This window comes from Nostoc sp. (genome assembly GCF_036917635.1).
In the GTDB taxonomy this organism is placed as follows: Bacteria; Cyanobacteriota; Cyanobacteriia; order Cyanobacteriales; family Nostocaceae; genus Nostoc.
In genome coordinates, this window is sequence record NZ_JBALCW010000032.1 from 20,406 (window position 1) to 37,165 (window position 16,760).

A 16,760-nucleotide genomic window follows, 5' to 3' on the forward strand; every position below is an offset into this window, starting at 1 on the left:
CAGGTAACGGAAAATCGAACCACAGAGGACGCAGAGGACACGGAGGAATAAGAGTTTGAGGTTTTTTTGCGTAAGTCCTAACTCTTTGTCAAAGTCAATTTTTTTAACGAACCGCAAAGGAAGAGAAAGAGGAGAAAGAAGAAATATTTAACTGAAGTGTATTAGATTACTTTTGATAATTTGGTATTATTTTTTCCTTTTGCTTTACTTGAGATTCCAAAATCACACTGTAGAGGGGGCTGGTTTGCATCAATTCCTCGTGAGTGCCTTGTGCTACTAATCGTCCTTTATCCATGAGAAAAATGCGATCGGCATTCTTGACGGTGCTGATGCGTTGAGCTACTACAAAAGTTGTACAAGCTTTTTGGCGCATTAAGCTATCTAGTTCGGCTTGAATCTGGGCAGCCGTTTTGGCATCTATAGCCGAGGTGCTATCGTCCAAAATCAGAATGCTGTAATCGGTTAGTAAGGTACGAGCGATCGCAATTCGTTGTTTTTGCCCACCAGACAAGCCCACGCCCCGTTCACCGACAATCGTCTCGTAGCCATCGGGTAGACTACTGATAAAATCGTGCATTTGGGCAGTTTTGGCAACCTCAATTACCTCATTTAGGGTTGCATTGGGTTTTGCGTAGGCAATATTCTCGCGGATTGTGCCAGAAAAGAGGGTGGTTTCCTGAAATACAATACCAATTCGCGATCTGAGGCTTTTGAGGGTGAAACTTTTTACATCTCGTCCGTCAATGCGAACTGCTCCCCCTGTGACATCGTAAAAGCGGGGAATTAAGTTCATAATTGTGCTTTTCCCGGAACCAGTCATTCCTAAAACGGCGATCAGTTCGTTGGGTTTGCTTTCAAAGGAAACTTCTTTGAGAGTTTCATTTGTCGCTCCCGGATAGCGAAAGGATACATTTTCAAAGGTGATTCTACCACCACAGGTGTTAAATGGGACAGCACCAGGGCGATCGCTAATTTCTACCTCTGCATCTACAACTTCGTAGACTCGTTCGGCGGAAGCAGCTGATTGAGCGATCGCCGGTGCAGCAAATCCAATCAACAAAATTGGTTGGAGAATCAAGGCTAGGTAAGAGTTAAACGCCACCAGTTCGCCAATAGAGAACTTGTGCCCAATCACTTGCGCTCCCCCATAGGCGAAAACTGCCAGTGTTACTAAGTTACTCACCAAAAAGATAAAGGGGAAGGTATTGTGGATGGCGTTAATGGTCTTCATGTTTGCCCTAACTAGACCATCATTCATGGTGGTGTAACGCGACCTTTCGGTTGATTCCCGCACAAACGCTTTTACCACCCGGATTCCTAGCAAGTTCTCTTGCAATACAGCATTCAGGTCGCTTAGTTGCTCTTGTACTTGCCGAAAAAGTTTGTTATTGCGAGTGATAAATTGTACCATCAACCATGCATTTAGGGGGACTGCCGTTAGGGTAATCAGTGCTAGTTGCCAGTTCATCACCAGCAAAAGCACTGAAATAATTACCAATGTCACAAGTGAACCGACGACCTGAATTAAGCTGGTACCAACAAAGGTACGGATCTGCTCAATGTCGCTGGTGACACGGGTTAACAGTTGGGAAGTCTGCGCTTGGTCATGATAACTGAAACTGAGATTTTGGATTTTGCTGAAAATTTTGTTTCGCAGGTCATAAGCTACACCTTGAGACGCTGCTTCTGCTAAATAGCTTTGTCCGAAGTTAAATATACCACGAGCGATCGCGGCGACTACCATCCAAGCAGCGCTATATAGCACAATTTGGAGGTTATCTTGCGTAATACCCTGATCAATTCCCCACCGAAATAGTTGTGGGGTAACTGCGTTTGCGATCGTCAACAGCAACAGGCTAACCAATGCTCCTAGCGAAGTCCATCGGTAAGTGCTTAAACTCTTAAGCACACGCTGAATTGGCTGTATCGACGAAGTTTCCTGGAGTTCTGGTTGCTGAACCACTGAAATTCACCCCTGTATCTTAGGAAAATTATCTCGTATTTGATGGTAAAAAACCAATCGATCAGTACGGAATGTGATATCTATTTGCGCTTGTAAGTCCAAAATTTGGTTCAAATTTTGGGACAACGGCATGGGAAAATACCTATTTGGCAAGCATTGCAGCTAATCCATTAAAATAAAATACCTCAGAAAACCAAAGAACAAGAATAATGGCTCAAAATTTTCATAGCAATTCCCAACTTCCCTCGGATATGTCAACTGCTATCAATCACACAGCACAGCCAAGTTCTGAGTTCTACTCTATTTTTTCTGAAGAAGAAGTTTTAGGGATAATTCATGCATTAGAAGTCAGACGAGAAATCCCTCTAAAGTATTCTTATAAAGGTAGAGGCGCAAAAATATGGGACGATTTTTATCGAAAATATGTTATCCCAACATGGTATCGAACATCAAATGTAGAAATTGACCTTTTAAAAGACAATTTTAAATACTTGAATGACAATATTCCCAGTGGGAAAAAAGTCAATATTGTAGATGTTGGTGCCGGAAATTCATATCCACTCAAAAATTTTATTCAAAGACTTAATAAATTAGAAAAGATTAATAAATATATTGCTTTAGATATAAGCGAGCAATTGCTTCATTTATCCAAAAATAATTTTAACAAATGGTTTCCTCTAGTCCAGTTCATCAGTTCCACAATTGACATAGAAAATAGTTGTATACCCCAAAAATTATTCCAAAATAAAGTTAACTTGGAAATTGACGACACAGCAAAAATATTTTTCCATTTAGGTGTTACCATTGGTAATCATCAAAATAGAGATGAGGTACTAAAAAACTTTCGGGATAGCATGGGAGAAAATGATTTTCTGGTGTTTACTAATGAAACTGGTACTAACTCTAAATGGGATGGAAACGTCAGAGGTGGCTGCAAGTATCATGTAGAAGAAATATATGGATGGGTTAAAAGCAAGATTGGAATTAAATCTGAGGATTGTGAATTGGTGAGAAAGTATGATTTAAAAACAGATAGTATAGTTGCTAATATTAAATTTCGTCATAATTACACTCTAAATTTCAGTCGAATGGGGATAGATAAGAAAATTGAAATATCTCTTGGTGAAGAAATTACTATTTGGCGACATCATAAGTATGATATACCTAAACTTTTGCAAGAACTAGAACGTTCTGGACTGGAACTTATTCACTATAGTATTGACAAATACAAATCACATATTATGGTGATTTGTAAAGTTGCCAGTAGCTAACCTTTTTAATTATATTTTCTCTGTCATCTCCAAAATACTGAACTTACAGAACATAGGGATATATAGCGCTTCCCGTATGGGTAAGTACAGAACAAACAATTAACCACAGATGAACACAGATACTCGTAGTGACACGGAATGCCCATTAGTGGCCAATACGCTTGGGTTAAGGCTTAATTCTTTGTCAAAGTCAATTTTTTTAACGAACCGCAAAGGACGCAAAGAACGCAAAGGAAGAGAAGGAAGAGAAGGAAGAAATGCTTAACTGAACTGTATTGCATTAGTGGCAACTTAATGGTAAAAGCCTTGTCCTGCAAGGAACTTCAGTTCCTTGGCTTTTAGCGAAAGTCATCTTTTGATGACTAAATAATCCGAAAAATATGAAGTCTACTTTAGTAGACTTTAGCTAAAAGCCAAAGAACTTTAATGATGCGAAAAAATCAGTTTGACTTGGCTTGTGCATCAATTAAATGTATATCAAACGTCGTTTAGGCTGAGGAACTGACCGCCCTAAATCTTTAGCCGTTTCTATCCATTCCTGCATCACTAATTCTACATTATGCAGGGCTTCTTGATAAGTCTCACCGTCAGCAGCGCAGCCTGGTAATTCTGGTACTTCAGCAACAAAGGCTTTATCTAATTCACTCCAGCAGAGAATAACTTCATAGCGAAACATCATTTTTAGTTCCTAGCTTATACTTGATAATTACTGCACGAACTTGTTTAATTTGATAGCTTTTGGCTTTTCCTCTCTTATGTTGCAGATTCAATATTTCTTCAACATCGGCTTTGCTAAAAATACGATGATCGCCACGAATCCGTTCCTCAAAGCCCAATCGATATAAAAGTTGCCACAGTTGGGCGAAAGGAATGTCTGTATCAGAAGTCCCAGAGAGGATCTTTTCTAAGAGTTTGTCTTGCTGACTCACGTTTTTATGGCTGTCTTAATGCTTCTATAGTCTCATATTTATTTAAAATCAGGGTATATATGAGTGTTTACTCAAATTTACAAATGATATAGGCAACTACAGAGGGCAAACTGTTCAGATTGCTCATATCATAATGCTGAGGTATAAATCCGTCTCAGTTAACGTAAAATATTGAGTAATAAATATTACAGGAAGATGAAGAACCAAATTCTAGCCATAGTTGCCTTTTTAACCACGATTAGTTTGACAACAACCGTACAAGCAGCAAATTCTGAACATGTTAAACAGTTATTGGCAACCAAGCAATGTCAAAACTGCGATTTGAGCAATGCAGGTTTAGTGATGGCTGACTTATCTGGAGCCAATTTGAGCGGTGCTAATCTCACAGGTGCTAACCTCAGTCGGGCAAATTTGAGCGGCGCAGATTTGCGAGGTGCAAACTTGAGTGGGGCGAGTTTATTTGGTGTTAACCTGAGTGAAGCTAAATTTAGTGGGGCTAATTTAGCGGGTACTGATTTAAGAAATACTTATTTAGCAAATGCACAACTAACTGGTGCTAACTTAAATGGTGCTAACTTGAATGGTGCAGTTGGTATACCATCACAAATTGCTTCACCAGAACAATTTTATGCTTTGGGTGTAGCAGAAGGGCAAAAAGGTAACCAACAGCAAGCAATTAGTTATTTTAATCAAGCGATCGCTATTAAACCAGAATATGCGGGTGCTTATTTAGCTCGTGGTATAGCCCGTTACCAAATACTAGATAGACAAGGTGCATTCCAAGATGCCCAAGTTGCTGAAAAATTCTTTACATCCCAAAACAATGCCACTGGAACTCAAACAGCCCAAGCTTTTATTAAAGAACTGCAAACACCCGTAAATGAGAAGGTAAGCGCTGGTAGCCCCAGTTTCGTGGACTTTTTGGGAAGTCTTGGCTCAGTCTTGCTCCAGTTCTTCCCTTTTTAAGAGGGATAATAACAAATGACAAGTGACAAATAACAAATGACTTTATCTCAGGAATTATGGGCAGCAAATCAAGACTTAGCCCAAGCTTGCCTAAAGCATCCTTTCGTTCAAGGCATTGGCAATGGTACTCTTGAGCAAGCTAAATTTGCTTACTACGTAGGACAAGATGCTTTTTTCTTAGAAGCTTTTGCCCGTGCGTACAGTATCGCCGCAGCTAAAGCACCAGACTGGTTAGGTTTCACCACATTTCATAACTTAGCTAGTGGAGTTTTAGAAGAACTGCGGCTGCATAGTGGCTATGCTTCTGGATGGGGAGTCAATTTGCATTCTGTAGAACCAGGAGCCGCTACCCGCCGCTATACTGATTTTTTGTTAGCAACTGCTTGGGGTGGAGATGTGGGCTTAACTGCTGCGGCGATGTCTCCCTGTATGCGTTTGTATGCCTTTTTGGGAGCAGAGTTAGCTGGTAACGGCATTCCTAATCATCAATATGCAGACTGGATTCGTACTTACAGCAGCACAGATTTTCAACCACTAACACAACAATTAGAAAATTTGGTTGACAATTATGCCGCTAGCAATTCTGTTGTGCATTCAACCTATCGTTATGCTATGTTTTGTGAACGCGACTTTTTTCAGGCTGCGTGGATTTTGAAGTAAGGTAGCACAGATGTGATTAATGTCAACAAAAGCCTAGAAATAGCTTAAGTGTTGGTTTCCTTACCCGCCTGGAACTAAAGAACTTTAGTTTCAGCTAAAGTCTACTTCAGTAGACTTAATATTTTTGGGTATATATTTTTAGTCACTGGAGTTTCTATACTCAATACTGTCTAAAGCTTAACCGAACCCTATTGTCAAGTCACCTGTCTGGTTAATGTTAAGAAATATTTTGTTAATAGCATCTATAACTGCTGACGTAGATCGCAAAAGATAAAACGCGTTACATTTATTTACGATATCTTCAGTAGACCTTTATATATCTAACTCTGTTTCATCACTCTAGAAAATGAAAAATCAGATGCCATTTTTAATACAAGACAAGAAATAGGTTTGAGTTTTTATTTTCTAATGCAATGCAGAAAATTGTGACTTTTTGACAAAAGCCACTTTCAAGAAAGATTCTAAATTCTTCTCTGGCAATAGTGCTGATAGAGCGTTAAACCCATTTAAAAGGAAATTGCATGTGGATCGTCAAAATTGCTTTACGTCTTCCGTATACATTCGCGATCGCTGCCTTGATGATTGTGATCTTGGGTGTAGTAACGATATTTGGCACATCGGTTGATATTTTTCCGGCAATCAACATTCCGGTGGTCAGCATAGTTTGGACTTATAGTGGTACAACATCTGAGGAAATGGCAGAGCGAATCGTGACAATTAGCGAACGCGCCATGACAACAACAGTTGGTGACATTGAACACATTGAATCTCAATCTTTAAGTGGTGTTAGCGTCGTCAAAGTTTTCTTCCAACCGAGCGTTAATATAGCCTCAGCAGTCGCTCAAATCACCTCTGTCAGCCAAACAATTCTCCGTCCTTTGCCACCTGGGATCACGCCGCCATTCATCATTCAGTACAACGCTTCTAGCGTGCCGATTATCCAGATGAGTGTTAGCAGCAAAAACTTGCCAGAACAAGCACTCAACGACTATGCTACTAACTTTGTCCGCACCCAGTTAGCAACAGTACAAGGGGCGAGTGTACCTTTGCCCTATGGTGGTAAACCTCGGCAAATTATGGTTGATATCGATCCCCAAGCGATGTTGGCTAAAGGCGTTTCTGCCCAAGACGTGACTAACGCTGTCAGCGCCCAAAACTTGGTTTTGCCCGCAGGCGATATGAAGATAGGCACTCGGGATTTTGCCGTCCGAATTAACAATAGTCCAGATGTAGTGGCAGCCCTCAACGACTTGCCGATTAAGCAAGTCAATGGTAATGTTACTTACATTCGTGATGTGGCGCAGGTAAGAGATGGCTTTGCCGTGCAAGCGAACATAGTCCGTGAAAATGGCAGGCGATCGAGTTTACTGAGTATTCTCAAGAGTGGGAATGCCTCAACCATTGATGTGATTGCTCGGGTAAAGAAAGCTTTGCCTCGCATCCAATCGACTTTACCCCCAGGACTGAATTTAGCGTTTTTGTTCGATCAATCTGTATTTGTTAAAGCTTCGATTCAAGGCGTTGTCAAAGAAGGATTGATTGCTGGGTGTCTCACCGCGCTGATGATTTTGATTTTCCTGGGAAGCTGGCGCAGCACTGTAATCGTCGCCGTATCGATTCCCCTCTCGATGCTGGTTTCGATTATTGTGATGAGTCGTTTAGGACAAACTTTCAATATTATGACTTTGGGTGGTTTATCCTTAGCCGTCGGTATTCTCGTAGATGATGCCACAGTAGAAATTGAAAATATCCACCGAAATCTCGGACAAGGTAAACCAATCAAGCGAGCAATTTTAGATGGAGCGCAGCAAATTGCAACTCCAGCACTTGTAGCAACATTATGTATTTGTATTGTCTTTGTGCCGGTTGTGTTTCTCAGTGGAGTGGCAAAGTACCTATTTGTCCCGCTAGCGATGGCGGTAGTATTTGCCATGCTTGCTTCCTATCTGCTATCTCGGACTGTAGTACCGACGATGGCAAATTATCTCCTACCACATGAAGCGGACTGGCATAGAGAAAACGAGGATAGAGAAAACGATGATCATAATGGTCATAGCGATCGCCACAGCGATTCGCTAGTGCAAAATAATAATGGTAGTAATGGTAGCGAAAACTACCAAAGGTCAGAGGCAACAAGGAAAACTGCCGAACCTGTTAAGAAAGATTGGATATGGGGGCTACACGAAAAGTTTAACCGACAATTTGAGAAATTTCGCAGTTGGTACTACGATGTCCTGACCTCAGCATTGAATCACCGTCGCATAGTTTTTGTGCTGTTTGGTGCTTTTATAGTAAGTGCAGGAGTTTTGTTGCCTTTCGTCGGTCAAGACTTTTTCCCTGAAGTCGATGGGGGTCAGTTTAGCTTACATGTTCGAGCCTTACCTGGTACTCGTTTGGAAGAGACAGAAAGAATTGTCAGCCAAGTTGAAGGCGTTATCCGCCAGACTGTACCGAAGGAAAATCTCTCGAAGATTTTGGATAACATCGGCTTACCCAATAGTGGTATTAACCTTACCTATGGCTACAACGGAGCGACAATTGGCCCGGCTGATGCTGATATTCTGGTGTCTTTAAAAGAATCTGGTTCAACTTTTTCTTACATCAAGCAACTCCGCCAGAAATTGAAAGCGACATTTCCCAATTACACCTTCTTTTTTGAACCGGCTGATATTGTGACTCAAATTCTGAATTTCGGTTTACCTGCTGCTGTTGACGTGCAAATATCTGGCCCTCTGCAAAACTCAAAAGCCAACTTTGAAATTGCCAAACAAATCGAAGGGCGGATGAAGCGCATTGCTGGTGCTGTAGATGTACACATGCAGCAAGTTGTCGATGCTCCAGAGTTACGTCTTAATGTAGATCGCACCGAGGCTCAACAACTGGGTATGACTCAGCGTGATGTTGCCAATAGCGTCCTTACTTCCTTAAGTTCAAGCGGTCAAGCCGCAATTAACCAATGGCTCGATCCCAAAAAAGGCGTGAGTTACACCCTTGCTGTACAAGTTCCCCAGTACAAAATTGACTCTATTGACAGCCTGAAAAATACGCCAGTTGGCAACGGTCAAACTGCACCCCAACTTTTAGGTAATTTGGCTAGTGTCAAACGCGACACAGTAATGCAAGTTGTGAATCATTACAACATTCAGCCAGTTTTTGATATCTACGCTAACTCCTCCAATCGCGATCTGGGGGGAGTTGCCAATGATGTGAATCGAATCATCGCTGATTATCAGAAAAAATTGCCTCACGGTAGTCAGATTAATGTCCGAGGGCAAGTGCAAACGATGAACTCTTCCTTCCTGGGACTTGGTTTAGGACTTGTGTTTGCAATTGTGCTAGTTTACTGCTTAATGGTGGTGAACTTCCAATCTTGGCTCGATCCCCTGATTATTATGATGGCGCTACCAAGTGCTTTAGCTGGTATTGTCTGGATACTGTTTGTCACCCGCACCACCTTTAGCGTCCCTTCGTTAATGGGTACAATTATGAGTATAGGTGTAGCCACATCAAATAGTATTCTACTGATTACTTTTGCTAATGACCAGCGTCAAGAAGGGCAAAATGCCTATAAAGCAGCCCAAGCGGCAGGTCATACGCGGTTGCGTCCTGTGTTGATGACTGCCTTAGCCATGCTCATCGGTATGGTGCCAATGTCTCTCGGTCTTGGTGAAGGTGGCGAGCAGAATGCACCCTTGGGTCGCGCTGTAATTGGCGGCTTGTCAGCTGCAACAGTTGCGACTCTCATCTTTGTACCTGTTATATATAGCATGTTACGGCGTCAACAACCTCGTCCTATTGATGAGGATGATGACGATTTAACTTTCTCACATCCACAGACTGCATACTCCTTGTCATCATCCCAAGGTAAGTCATAAGCAATTTCATTGTTCAAAATTGCCAAAGCCGATGAAGGTAATGACTCTAGCTGCCGAATTCATGCAAATTATACTAATTTTGTAAAATCAGGCAACAGATTCAAACCTTCAAACCCAGACTGAATCTGACTTTCTTAATTACGAATTACGAATTACGAATTACGAATTAGTATTACCTATGGATTCTCAGCCTCCTCTATCTCCTGATTCTCAACAACAAACGACTTCTAGAAAACAAAAGCGCGGCATCGGTCGAATTGGTTGGGGTGTACTTGGTGCTGTTTTTTTTGGTAGCCTACTGCTCATAGGTATTCTGCCCCGGTTAAGCCAAAGGTCAGAATTACAAGCAGCAGTCAAAGAAGCAAGCACCATACCCTCAGTCAACGTTATCACTCCCCATCGTGCTGCTGCTACTAGCAATTTGGAACTCCCTGGTAGTGTTGTAGCCCTTAACCAAACAACTATCTACGCTCGCAGTACTGGATATTTGCGGCGGTGGTACGCAGACATTGGCGATCGCGTACAGGCTGGTCAGTTGTTAGCAGAGATTGATTCACCAGACATAGATCAGCAAGTTTTGCAAGCGAAGGCAGAGTTAGCACAAGCACAAGCCAACGTGCTTCAAAGTCGTGCTAGTTTAGCTAAAGGTGTTTCTGATTTGAAGCAAGCCCGCGCTAATCTATTGATAGCACGTCAAACCTGGCTACGCTGGAGTGTTCTTGTAAAGCAAGGTGCAGTGCCTCAACAAGATGCAGATACAAAATATGCTACATATCAGGCTAATCTTGCCAACGTTGAGGCAGCACAAAACACTGTTAATTCTGACTCTGCCAACATCAAAGCAGCACAAGCTAACGTCTACGCAAGTCAAGCAAACTTCCAGCGCAATACTGTGTTGCAGTCTTATAAGAAAGTCACTGCTCCTTTCTCAGGAGTGATTACCGCACGTAACGTAAATACAGGTGTTTTAATTTCAGCAGGTAGTGGCAGCACCAATACCAGCAACAGCAACACTAGCAATACCAGCCTTTATACCATTGCTGCTTATGACAAGCTAGATGTGAATGTGAATGTTCCACAAAGTTTATCACCGTCATTTCAGACTGGTCAAACAGCACAAATTACAGTCACAGAGTTACCACAACGATTGTTTACGGGTAAAGTAGTGCGTACTAGCAACGCTATAGATCCAAATACTCGCACATTGCTAACACAATTAGAAGTGCAGAATTCCGACGCTATGCTGCGACCCGGGATGTATGCCACTGTTAAATTTGCTATTAACCGCGCTAATACTCCCTTTGTTGTGCCAGATAGTGCTTTAGTCGTTAACGCCGGAGGTACGCAGGTAGCAACTCTAACCAAAGACCAAACAGTGCATTATCAAAAAGTTGCCGTTGGGCGAGATTATGGTACTGAAGTAGAAATTACATCAGGTTTGACAGGAAATGAATCGCTGATTGCCACTCCTACGGTTGATCAGACTGAGGGTTTGCGCGTGCAGCCAGTTGCACAAACAAAGTAGACTCAATGTTTTGATACTCCCGATGCATAAATGCATCGGGAGAAATGGCTGACAAGGTGGACCACCTGTTACTAAATCTACTTACCTTTGGGCTAAGGCTCTACCTAAATCTAAAAATCTTCCCCCTTCTTCAAGTAATTCTTGGGAACTGACTTTTTGTATAACTCTTGGAACAGCACTTTCTTGTAATAATGGTCTATTAAGAGCAATTGTCCGAGTGGCATCACGGTCTTTTTCTACTATGCTTAGTGTCTCAAACCCTGCTTGTTCTATACCCAAATCTAGACTAAAAGCACCTGTAAATAAGGAAATAGAAATAACTTTACAATCTATCATAATGATTGCTCCTCAGCAATTCCTAAAATTCATAATTATATAATGAGAAGCACGAAACGCTTGCTCATATATTACCAATTAGATCAATTGTACGATTATCTTTAAGCTAAATATGTTTATTTATATCGCCTTGCAGAAAATCTCAAAAATAAAGCGATCGCTTCAATACCAAAAGCGAATGTATCTTGACAAAAAATATATTTATAATGCTTGATTCTAGGTATTGATTACTTTATCCGCAGCAACAGTTAATATTTCATCCATCCAAGCATTTATGCTTTTACCAGCCTTTTTAGCAGCAATAAATATTTTGCGGTGGTGTTCTGGAGTTGTGCGGAATGCGAGTTTACCAGAGAATGGTTTATCAGGCTCCTCTCCTAGTTCTTCACAGAAAGTAAGATAATCATCAACAGAGATTTGAAATTCTTGACGTGCTTCATCTACAGTTTTTGCCTTAAAGGTAATTACGTCATTAATATCTAGGACTTGGCCAAAAAGCATTCCCGCTTCTACATCTACTTCTATACTAGCTGTATATCCTTTATAAGTCATCATATTTCAATTCCTGCCTTAATTAAAAATTCTCTAACAGATTTGACTGCTCCTTTATCTGTCTCATTTTGAGGATGCGGTTCGTGAAAAACAGCTTTCACATCATTTAATTTCACACGAACCCGCGAACCTCTACCTTGAGTAATATCAGCACCAAGAGCTATAAATAAACTTTCAATATCTTTCCAAAGAATATTAGATGGTACAGGATTTGTAAAAATTAACTCTAAAATCTGACGTTGTTTGTTATTGAGATCCATTTAATCAATACAATTACAGCCATCTTACAGTTAAGTTGAATATAGCCACAGATTTAATGATATCATATTATGATATCGTTGAAAATATAGAAGCGATCGCTTATCCTTACATTTTCAATAAGCGATGTCTACGACGGGCGTAGCTGGGGTACACTACACCTCCAAAATTTTCCAACGTGCGTTAGCGTAGCTCACCGTATGTATCGCTTTGCAGAAAATCTCAAAAACATAGCGTAGACGCGTAACGGCTTGTCGTTAGACATCGCTTCTTGTGGAAGATTGGGCGCGATCGCAATCTACACCCCCAAAATCGCCCAAAGTGCGTAGACGCGTTGGCGTAGCCTCTCGTAGAGAAGCAGGTTGTCGTTAGACTGTTGTGTAAGAATGGTGCAATATCTAAGCGTTAGGTTCGCGTCTGCCACGATTTTGGATCTCTGCGACCATGAAAAATTGCTGTGACAATCACTCGACTCGAAACAATTCGATAGTACACAGCATAGGGAAATCGTCGTACTATTGCTCGTCGAATATCACGGTAGGCAACTGCATAGGATTCTGGCATCTGGCAAATTAGATTCACCGTCTCGTCTACACAATCCAAAAACTCATCGCCCAGACCAGGTTTTTGGCTCTCGTACCAACTGTACGCTTCATTGAGTTCTTCTTGAACCTCTGGGCGAAATACCAGGACATAATTCATTGCTGTCCCTTAATTGATGCTTTGATTTCCTTCCAAGTCAGCACGTTGTCTGGATTTGAATCGGAATCAGCTATTCGACGATCAAGCTCTTGCTTTTGTGCATCGGTTAAATCAGGGTAAACTTGCTCAGCCGCAATGCTATCCCAAATTGCCTGCACAATACGGATTCTATCTTCAACACTCAGAGTTGCAATTTCGTTCAAAGTAGCTGTGATATCCATGCTGATTAATTTAGAGTAAAAAGTAAGCGACTGGTACACCTCAAATATAACGGAGAAGATTTTGTCCATCAAATTGAACGCTGCAACTGACAATTTAACTGTCTAAAAACTTCATAACTTGCCTGTGAGCGATCGCTGTTGTGTAAGAGTGAGTGCGATCGCCTTGCAGAAAACCTCAAAAATAAAGCGTAGACGCATAGGGGCTTTTATCTGTCCACTGCATTGCAGTATTAGGTTCGCGTCTGCCACGATTTTGGATCTTTGCGACCATGAAAAATTGCTGTGATAATCACTCGACTCGAAACAATTCGATAGTACACAGCATAGGGAAATCGTCGTACTAATGCTCGTCGAATATCACGGTAGGCAAACGATATTTGAAGGGTTCCAGCCTACTTTATTTCCTTAACCGAGCAGTATTGCATTATCTAGGCATTCAATTCTCAATAACGCTTACTAATTAGAGAGTTGTGATCGCACTTTCACGGAGTGTAACTTATGCATACCAATGTTCGGCTCCTTGACTACAATTTTTCAGATACTGGCTGTTACGAAATTATGGTTTTCTACGACATACCAAATAGAACCATATTTCTGATTTAAAGGAAAGTATGAATGAATCACCCCTGGTTTTGTCCACTTCAAAGTCAATTTCTTCCAGAATTTAGGATGAAATCAGACGAAGAGTTAGCTCAGGAGGCGCAGCAGAGTTCTGAGGCTTTTGCAGAACTTTACCGACGCAACCTCAAAGCTGTCTACAGCTACCATTTAGCAAGGATTGGTAACATTCATGATGCACAAGACTTGACATCTCAAACGTTTTTAGTCGCCCAAGAAGCAATCTCTAGTTTTCAAGGGCGAGGCAAATTTGCTGCTTGGTTGCTAGGAATTGCTCGTCGGAAAACAGCAGACTACTTTCGCCGCAAACGCCCAACATTACCATTGGAAGCAGCCAGTCAGATCGTAGATGGCTCTATTTCACCGGATGAATTAGTGGCTCGTCAATTGTCTTTAGAGCAAATTGCCCAAGCCCTAAGTTTACTTACTCCTGAACGAGCAGAAGCAGTTGCCTTGCAAATTTTTGCTGGACTGAGTGCGATTGAAGTGGCTCAGGTTATGGGAAAAAGCGAAGCTGCCGTCAAGATGCTAGTTTGTCGAGCTTTGAAAGACCTACGCAAGTATCTGGAAACTAAGTGTGAGTAAAACTATGAATTCTAGACACAATCGACCTACCAATCTTTCCCAGCAAGATGCAGATTTCCTTTCAGATATCACTCATCTTGCAGAAAGTATTGAGCCAGATCCGACATTTAAGGCTCAACTAGAAGCCGAACTATTACAGGCTCACCAATCACCTGCAAATAAAAAAGCTCACCAAGGAGTGAATCGAATGAACTTTTTGCTTGGGCGGTTAAATCGCCGTGTCTCTCTAGTCGCTTGTGCCTCACTTGCGATCGCTGCTGTTTTTGTCATTCCAACCATGACTTCAGGGCGAATCCCTGAATGGTTTTCAGCATTCCTCTACTCAAAGGATGATACAAAAGCAAACGGGCAGACTATTGCCCAATTGATCGAAACAGGACAAATTATTCTCACCTCAGATGTTCAAGACTACGATGAGAGTACAAAAGAAGTCAGGGCAATCGGTAACGCTAGTTGGGTATATCCAGAAGCTCAAATTCAAGCCAGTGCTGATGAGATTCGATATGTGCCAACAGAACGGCAAATTATTCTGTCTGGTAATGTAAAAATTTTACAGAGGGGAGAGCGTTTACAAGGTACGCGAGCAATTTGTTCACTTGAACAAAACCAGTGCAACTTGAGTCAAGAGTAAGCAGTCTTACCCGCAAATAGCTGCCGCTAACCTGTCTTATTTCCCACATTCCGCACTTCAAAATGTATTATCTATCTTTTCAATAAAAATTCCTAATAATGTTCAAATTATTAAGTATTAATATTGAATACCATTGGCGATTTATGTTGTTGATTTAACCATTTTTTTCCACATATGGGAAATCTACGCATATTACACGATGAAGTGCGGAAAGTCGGTTATTTTTTTACATCCAGTGAAAAGTCAAATAAATGCAAAGGCAAGGTATTACCATGCCTTTGTGTGAAATTTAAAAATTTGGTTCATCTACCTGAAAATTGCTGTAAATTTCAATTATTTAAAAAATAATTATTCACAATTTTTTTTAAACCAATGTTATTACTTGCTCATATTCTTCTTTATGGCTTTGCAAAGCATCCCAAAGCTCAACTTTTTGCTGAAGATTAAGCCAAAGTCTTGGGCCATTTCCTAAAGCTTTACCAAGTCGTATTGCTATATCTACTGTAATTGACTTTTGACCATTAATAATTTCTTCAATTGTTTGATTAGATACTCCTAAAATTTCTGCAAAATTTGCGGTATTAATATCTAAATCATCTAAAATATCTGCAATTACTTCACCAGGATGTATTGGTCTTACTAATCTATCATCAGTAATATCTTGCCAATTATCCATAATTAATACTTCTTACTTAATAATTGGGTTAACTTAATTTAGCATTGTTTAGCCAAATATAATATTAACACAGGAGCTAATGATAATCTTCAAGGTTGACATCATAAGCATCACCATCTTCAAATTTAAAAGTTATACGCCAGTTTGCTGATACCTTAATTGACCAAGTTCCTTTCCTATCTCCTTTTAATTCATGTAAATCATAACCCGGTAATCTAATATCTTCTACAATTAACGCTGAGTCTATAACTTCAAGTCTGATTCTAATTTTCTTTTCTAAGTTTGCAGGGACTCCTTTATTAAAATTTTCTTTAAATAAATTTTCTAATGCTTTATTTTGAAATGTTTGAATCATTTCAATTTTGACCTTCCTAACCTACATAAATTATTTGACAATGGATGCCTTCATTTTGTTACCACACTAGTCCAAGATTTAACACAAAGCCATTTAACACATCTTCTCCTGACAAAGTAACAGGCGATTCCAACACCTCAACTTCTTTTTCGGATCTATAAATCTCCACTTGCCGCGATTTACGATTAATTAACCAACCCAAACGCACACCATTATCTATGTATTCCCTCATCTTTTCCTGAGCAACTTTCAAACTATCACTTGGCGAAAGTAACTCAATTACAAAATCAGGAGAAATGGGAGGAAACTTTTGTTTTTCTTCTTCAGTTAAAGCATCCCATCGTTCTAACTTTATCCAAGAAGCATCAGGTGAACGATCTGCACCATTAGGTAATTTAAAACAAGTAGAAGAATCAAAAGCGATGCCAGTAGCATCAGTATCTGACCAATTAAATAATTGTTGATTTAGTCTACCATTACGATTTCCAGTTTCTCCCCCGGTTGGTGGCATGATAATTAATTCTCCGGTTGCAGTGCGTTCAAACCTCAAGTCACGGTTTACCTGACATAGATTAAAAAACTGCTCATCTGTCAGTTCCAATACTGATTGAAGGTTGACGGTTAAAGCATTCATAGT

19 protein-coding genes are annotated in these 16,760 nt (G+C 40.6%); 7 read left to right on the forward strand and 12 right to left on the reverse strand.

Annotated elements, in window-relative coordinates:
* Positions 1–166 precede the first annotated feature (166 nt).
* A complete protein-coding gene (locus V7K32_RS08845) occupies positions 167–1,963 on the reverse strand; it encodes an ABC transporter ATP-binding protein (protein ID WP_334992228.1) in 1,797 nt (598 codons plus the stop codon).
* 209 nt (positions 1,964–2,172) lie between these two features.
* Here V7K32_RS08845 and V7K32_RS08850 point away from each other — a divergent pair, with 209 nt between their 5' ends.
* Complete coding sequence (locus V7K32_RS08850; RefSeq protein ID WP_334992230.1) at positions 2,173–3,234, forward strand: L-histidine N(alpha)-methyltransferase; 1,062 nt, start codon at positions 2,173–2,175, stop codon at positions 3,232–3,234.
* A 466-nt stretch (positions 3,235–3,700) separates the two neighbouring features.
* On the opposite strand, the gene V7K32_RS08855 is transcribed toward V7K32_RS08850, so the two are convergent.
* Both V7K32_RS08855 and V7K32_RS08860 read right to left on the reverse strand, forming a co-directional pair.
* Positions 3,701–3,913, reverse strand: coding sequence for a type II toxin-antitoxin system HicB family antitoxin (locus V7K32_RS08855; protein ID WP_334992232.1), 213 nt, complete (start codon positions 3,911–3,913; stop codon positions 3,701–3,703).
* The gene (locus V7K32_RS08860) at positions 3,897–4,163 is read right to left on the reverse strand and encodes a type II toxin-antitoxin system HicA family toxin (protein WP_334992234.1); all 267 of its coding nucleotides are present in this window, start codon (positions 4,161–4,163) and stop codon (positions 3,897–3,899) included. Before V7K32_RS08860 ends, V7K32_RS08855 begins: the two co-directional genes overlap by 17 nt.
* A 195-nt stretch (positions 4,164–4,358) precedes the next feature.
* On the opposite strand from V7K32_RS08860, the gene V7K32_RS08865 reads away from it, so the two are divergent.
* The 4 genes from V7K32_RS08865 (at position 4,359) to V7K32_RS08880 (ending at position 11,189) form a co-directional block, all read left to right on the forward strand.
* A complete protein-coding gene (locus tag V7K32_RS08865; RefSeq protein WP_334992236.1) occupies positions 4,359–5,129 on the forward strand; it encodes a pentapeptide repeat-containing protein in 771 nt (256 codons plus the stop codon).
* Between the two features lie 36 nt (positions 5,130–5,165).
* Complete coding sequence (locus V7K32_RS08870) at positions 5,166–5,789, forward strand: TenA family protein (RefSeq protein ID WP_334992238.1); 624 nt, start codon at positions 5,166–5,168, stop codon at positions 5,787–5,789.
* A gap of 521 nt (positions 5,790–6,310) precedes the next feature.
* Positions 6,311–9,664 (forward strand): efflux RND transporter permease subunit, encoded by a 3,354-nt coding sequence (locus V7K32_RS08875; protein ID WP_334992240.1) that lies wholly within the window; start codon positions 6,311–6,313, stop codon positions 9,662–9,664.
* Between the two features lie 178 nt (positions 9,665–9,842).
* Entirely contained in the window at positions 9,843–11,189 is a 1,347-nt protein-coding gene (locus V7K32_RS08880; protein WP_334992242.1) for an efflux RND transporter periplasmic adaptor subunit, read from the forward strand.
* 81 nt (positions 11,190–11,270) lie between these two features.
* Here the strand turns inward: V7K32_RS08880 and V7K32_RS08885 are convergent, their stop codons facing one another.
* The 6 genes from V7K32_RS08885 to V7K32_RS08910 all read right to left on the reverse strand — a co-directional run bounded on the left by V7K32_RS08885 (position 11,271) and on the right by V7K32_RS08910 (position 13,507).
* The gene (locus V7K32_RS08885; protein ID WP_334992244.1) at positions 11,271–11,525 is read right to left on the reverse strand and encodes a hypothetical protein; all 255 of its coding nucleotides are present in this window, start codon (positions 11,523–11,525) and stop codon (positions 11,271–11,273) included.
* 216 nt (positions 11,526–11,741) lie between these two features.
* Entirely contained in the window at positions 11,742–12,077 is a 336-nt protein-coding gene (locus tag V7K32_RS08890; RefSeq protein ID WP_334992463.1) for a type II toxin-antitoxin system HicB family antitoxin, read from the reverse strand.
* Positions 12,077–12,337, reverse strand: coding sequence for a type II toxin-antitoxin system HicA family toxin (locus V7K32_RS08895; protein WP_174711983.1), 261 nt, complete (start codon positions 12,335–12,337; stop codon positions 12,077–12,079). Before V7K32_RS08895 ends, V7K32_RS08890 begins: the two co-directional genes overlap by 1 nt.
* Positions 12,338–12,740: 403 nt before the next feature.
* The gene (locus tag V7K32_RS08900) at positions 12,741–13,037 is read right to left on the reverse strand and encodes a type II toxin-antitoxin system RelE/ParE family toxin (protein WP_334858860.1); all 297 of its coding nucleotides are present in this window, start codon (positions 13,035–13,037) and stop codon (positions 12,741–12,743) included.
* Positions 13,034–13,258, reverse strand: a complete 225-nt coding sequence (locus V7K32_RS08905) for an addiction module protein (protein WP_334992245.1) — start codon at positions 13,256–13,258, stop codon at positions 13,034–13,036. The genes V7K32_RS08900 and V7K32_RS08905 overlap by 4 nt, the downstream gene beginning before the upstream one ends.
* Before the next feature lie 111 nt (positions 13,259–13,369).
* On the reverse strand, positions 13,370–13,507 hold the full coding sequence (locus V7K32_RS08910) for a hypothetical protein (protein WP_334992246.1): 138 nt from the start codon (positions 13,505–13,507) through the stop codon (positions 13,370–13,372).
* A 420-nt stretch (positions 13,508–13,927) separates the two neighbouring features.
* Between V7K32_RS08910 and V7K32_RS08915 the strand changes: the two genes are divergently transcribed.
* Positions 13,928–14,461, forward strand: a complete 534-nt coding sequence (locus V7K32_RS08915; protein WP_334992248.1) for an RNA polymerase sigma factor — start codon at positions 13,928–13,930, stop codon at positions 14,459–14,461.
* A gap of 4 nt (positions 14,462–14,465) precedes the next feature.
* Entirely contained in the window at positions 14,466–15,092 is a 627-nt protein-coding gene (locus V7K32_RS08920; RefSeq protein WP_334992250.1) for an LptA/OstA family protein, read from the forward strand.
* A gap of 364 nt (positions 15,093–15,456) precedes the next feature.
* Here the strand turns inward: V7K32_RS08920 and V7K32_RS08925 are convergent, their stop codons facing one another.
* The 3 genes from V7K32_RS08925 to V7K32_RS08935 all read right to left on the reverse strand — a co-directional run bounded on the left by V7K32_RS08925 (position 15,457) and on the right by V7K32_RS08935 (position 16,757).
* Positions 15,457–15,768 carry a HigA family addiction module antitoxin gene (locus V7K32_RS08925; protein WP_334992252.1) on the reverse strand — a complete coding sequence of 104 codons (312 nt, stop codon included), beginning with the start codon at positions 15,766–15,768 and terminating at the stop codon, positions 15,457–15,459.
* Positions 15,769–15,844: 76 nt separating this feature from the next.
* Positions 15,845–16,123, reverse strand: coding sequence for a type II toxin-antitoxin system RelE/ParE family toxin (locus tag V7K32_RS08930; protein ID WP_334992254.1), 279 nt, complete (start codon positions 16,121–16,123; stop codon positions 15,845–15,847).
* A gap of 58 nt (positions 16,124–16,181) precedes the next feature.
* Positions 16,182–16,757: a Uma2 family endonuclease gene (locus tag V7K32_RS08935; protein WP_334992256.1), complete on the reverse strand. Its 576-nt coding sequence runs from the start codon at positions 16,755–16,757 to the stop codon at positions 16,182–16,184.
* Positions 16,758–16,760: the final 3 nt, after the last annotated feature.

What these genes read in the sequence shown, in the direction of transcription:
- V7K32_RS08855 (WP_334992232.1), bottom strand. Translation starts at nt 3,913, where the DNA reads ATGATGTTTCGCTATGAAGTTATTCTCTGCTGGAGTGAATTAGATAAA.
- V7K32_RS08930 (WP_334992254.1), bottom strand. Translation starts at nt 16,123, where the DNA reads ATGATTCAAACATTTCAAAATAAAGCATTAGAAAATTTATTTAAAGAA.
- V7K32_RS08920 (WP_334992250.1), top strand. Translation starts at nt 14,466, where the DNA reads ATGAATTCTAGACACAATCGACCTACCAATCTTTCCCAGCAAGATGCA.
- V7K32_RS08905 (WP_334992245.1), bottom strand. Translation starts at nt 13,258, where the DNA reads ATGGATATCACAGCTACTTTGAACGAAATTGCAACTCTGAGTGTTGAA.
- V7K32_RS08885 (WP_334992244.1), bottom strand. Translation starts at nt 11,525, where the DNA reads ATGATAGATTGTAAAGTTATTTCTATTTCCTTATTTACAGGTGCTTTT.
- V7K32_RS08865 (WP_334992236.1), top strand. Translation starts at nt 4,359, where the DNA reads ATGAAGAACCAAATTCTAGCCATAGTTGCCTTTTTAACCACGATTAGT.
- V7K32_RS08900 (WP_334858860.1), bottom strand. Translation starts at nt 13,037, where the DNA reads ATGAATTATGTCCTGGTATTTCGCCCAGAGGTTCAAGAAGAACTCAAT.
- V7K32_RS08895 (WP_174711983.1), bottom strand. Translation starts at nt 12,337, where the DNA reads ATGGATCTCAATAACAAACAACGTCAGATTTTAGAGTTAATTTTTACA.
- V7K32_RS08915 (WP_334992248.1), top strand. Translation starts at nt 13,928, where the DNA reads ATGAAATCAGACGAAGAGTTAGCTCAGGAGGCGCAGCAGAGTTCTGAG.
- V7K32_RS08850 (WP_334992230.1), top strand. Translation starts at nt 2,173, where the DNA reads ATGGCTCAAAATTTTCATAGCAATTCCCAACTTCCCTCGGATATGTCA.
- V7K32_RS08925 (WP_334992252.1), bottom strand. Translation starts at nt 15,768, where the DNA reads ATGGATAATTGGCAAGATATTACTGATGATAGATTAGTAAGACCAATA.
- V7K32_RS08890 (WP_334992463.1), bottom strand. Translation starts at nt 12,077, where the DNA reads ATGACTTATAAAGGATATACAGCTAGTATAGAAGTAGATGTAGAAGCG.
- V7K32_RS08880 (WP_334992242.1), top strand. Translation starts at nt 9,843, where the DNA reads ATGGATTCTCAGCCTCCTCTATCTCCTGATTCTCAACAACAAACGACT.
- V7K32_RS08935 (WP_334992256.1), bottom strand. Translation starts at nt 16,757, where the DNA reads ATGAATGCTTTAACCGTCAACCTTCAATCAGTATTGGAACTGACAGAT.
- V7K32_RS08875 (WP_334992240.1), top strand. Translation starts at nt 6,311, where the DNA reads ATGTGGATCGTCAAAATTGCTTTACGTCTTCCGTATACATTCGCGATC.
- V7K32_RS08870 (WP_334992238.1), top strand. Translation starts at nt 5,166, where the DNA reads ATGACTTTATCTCAGGAATTATGGGCAGCAAATCAAGACTTAGCCCAA.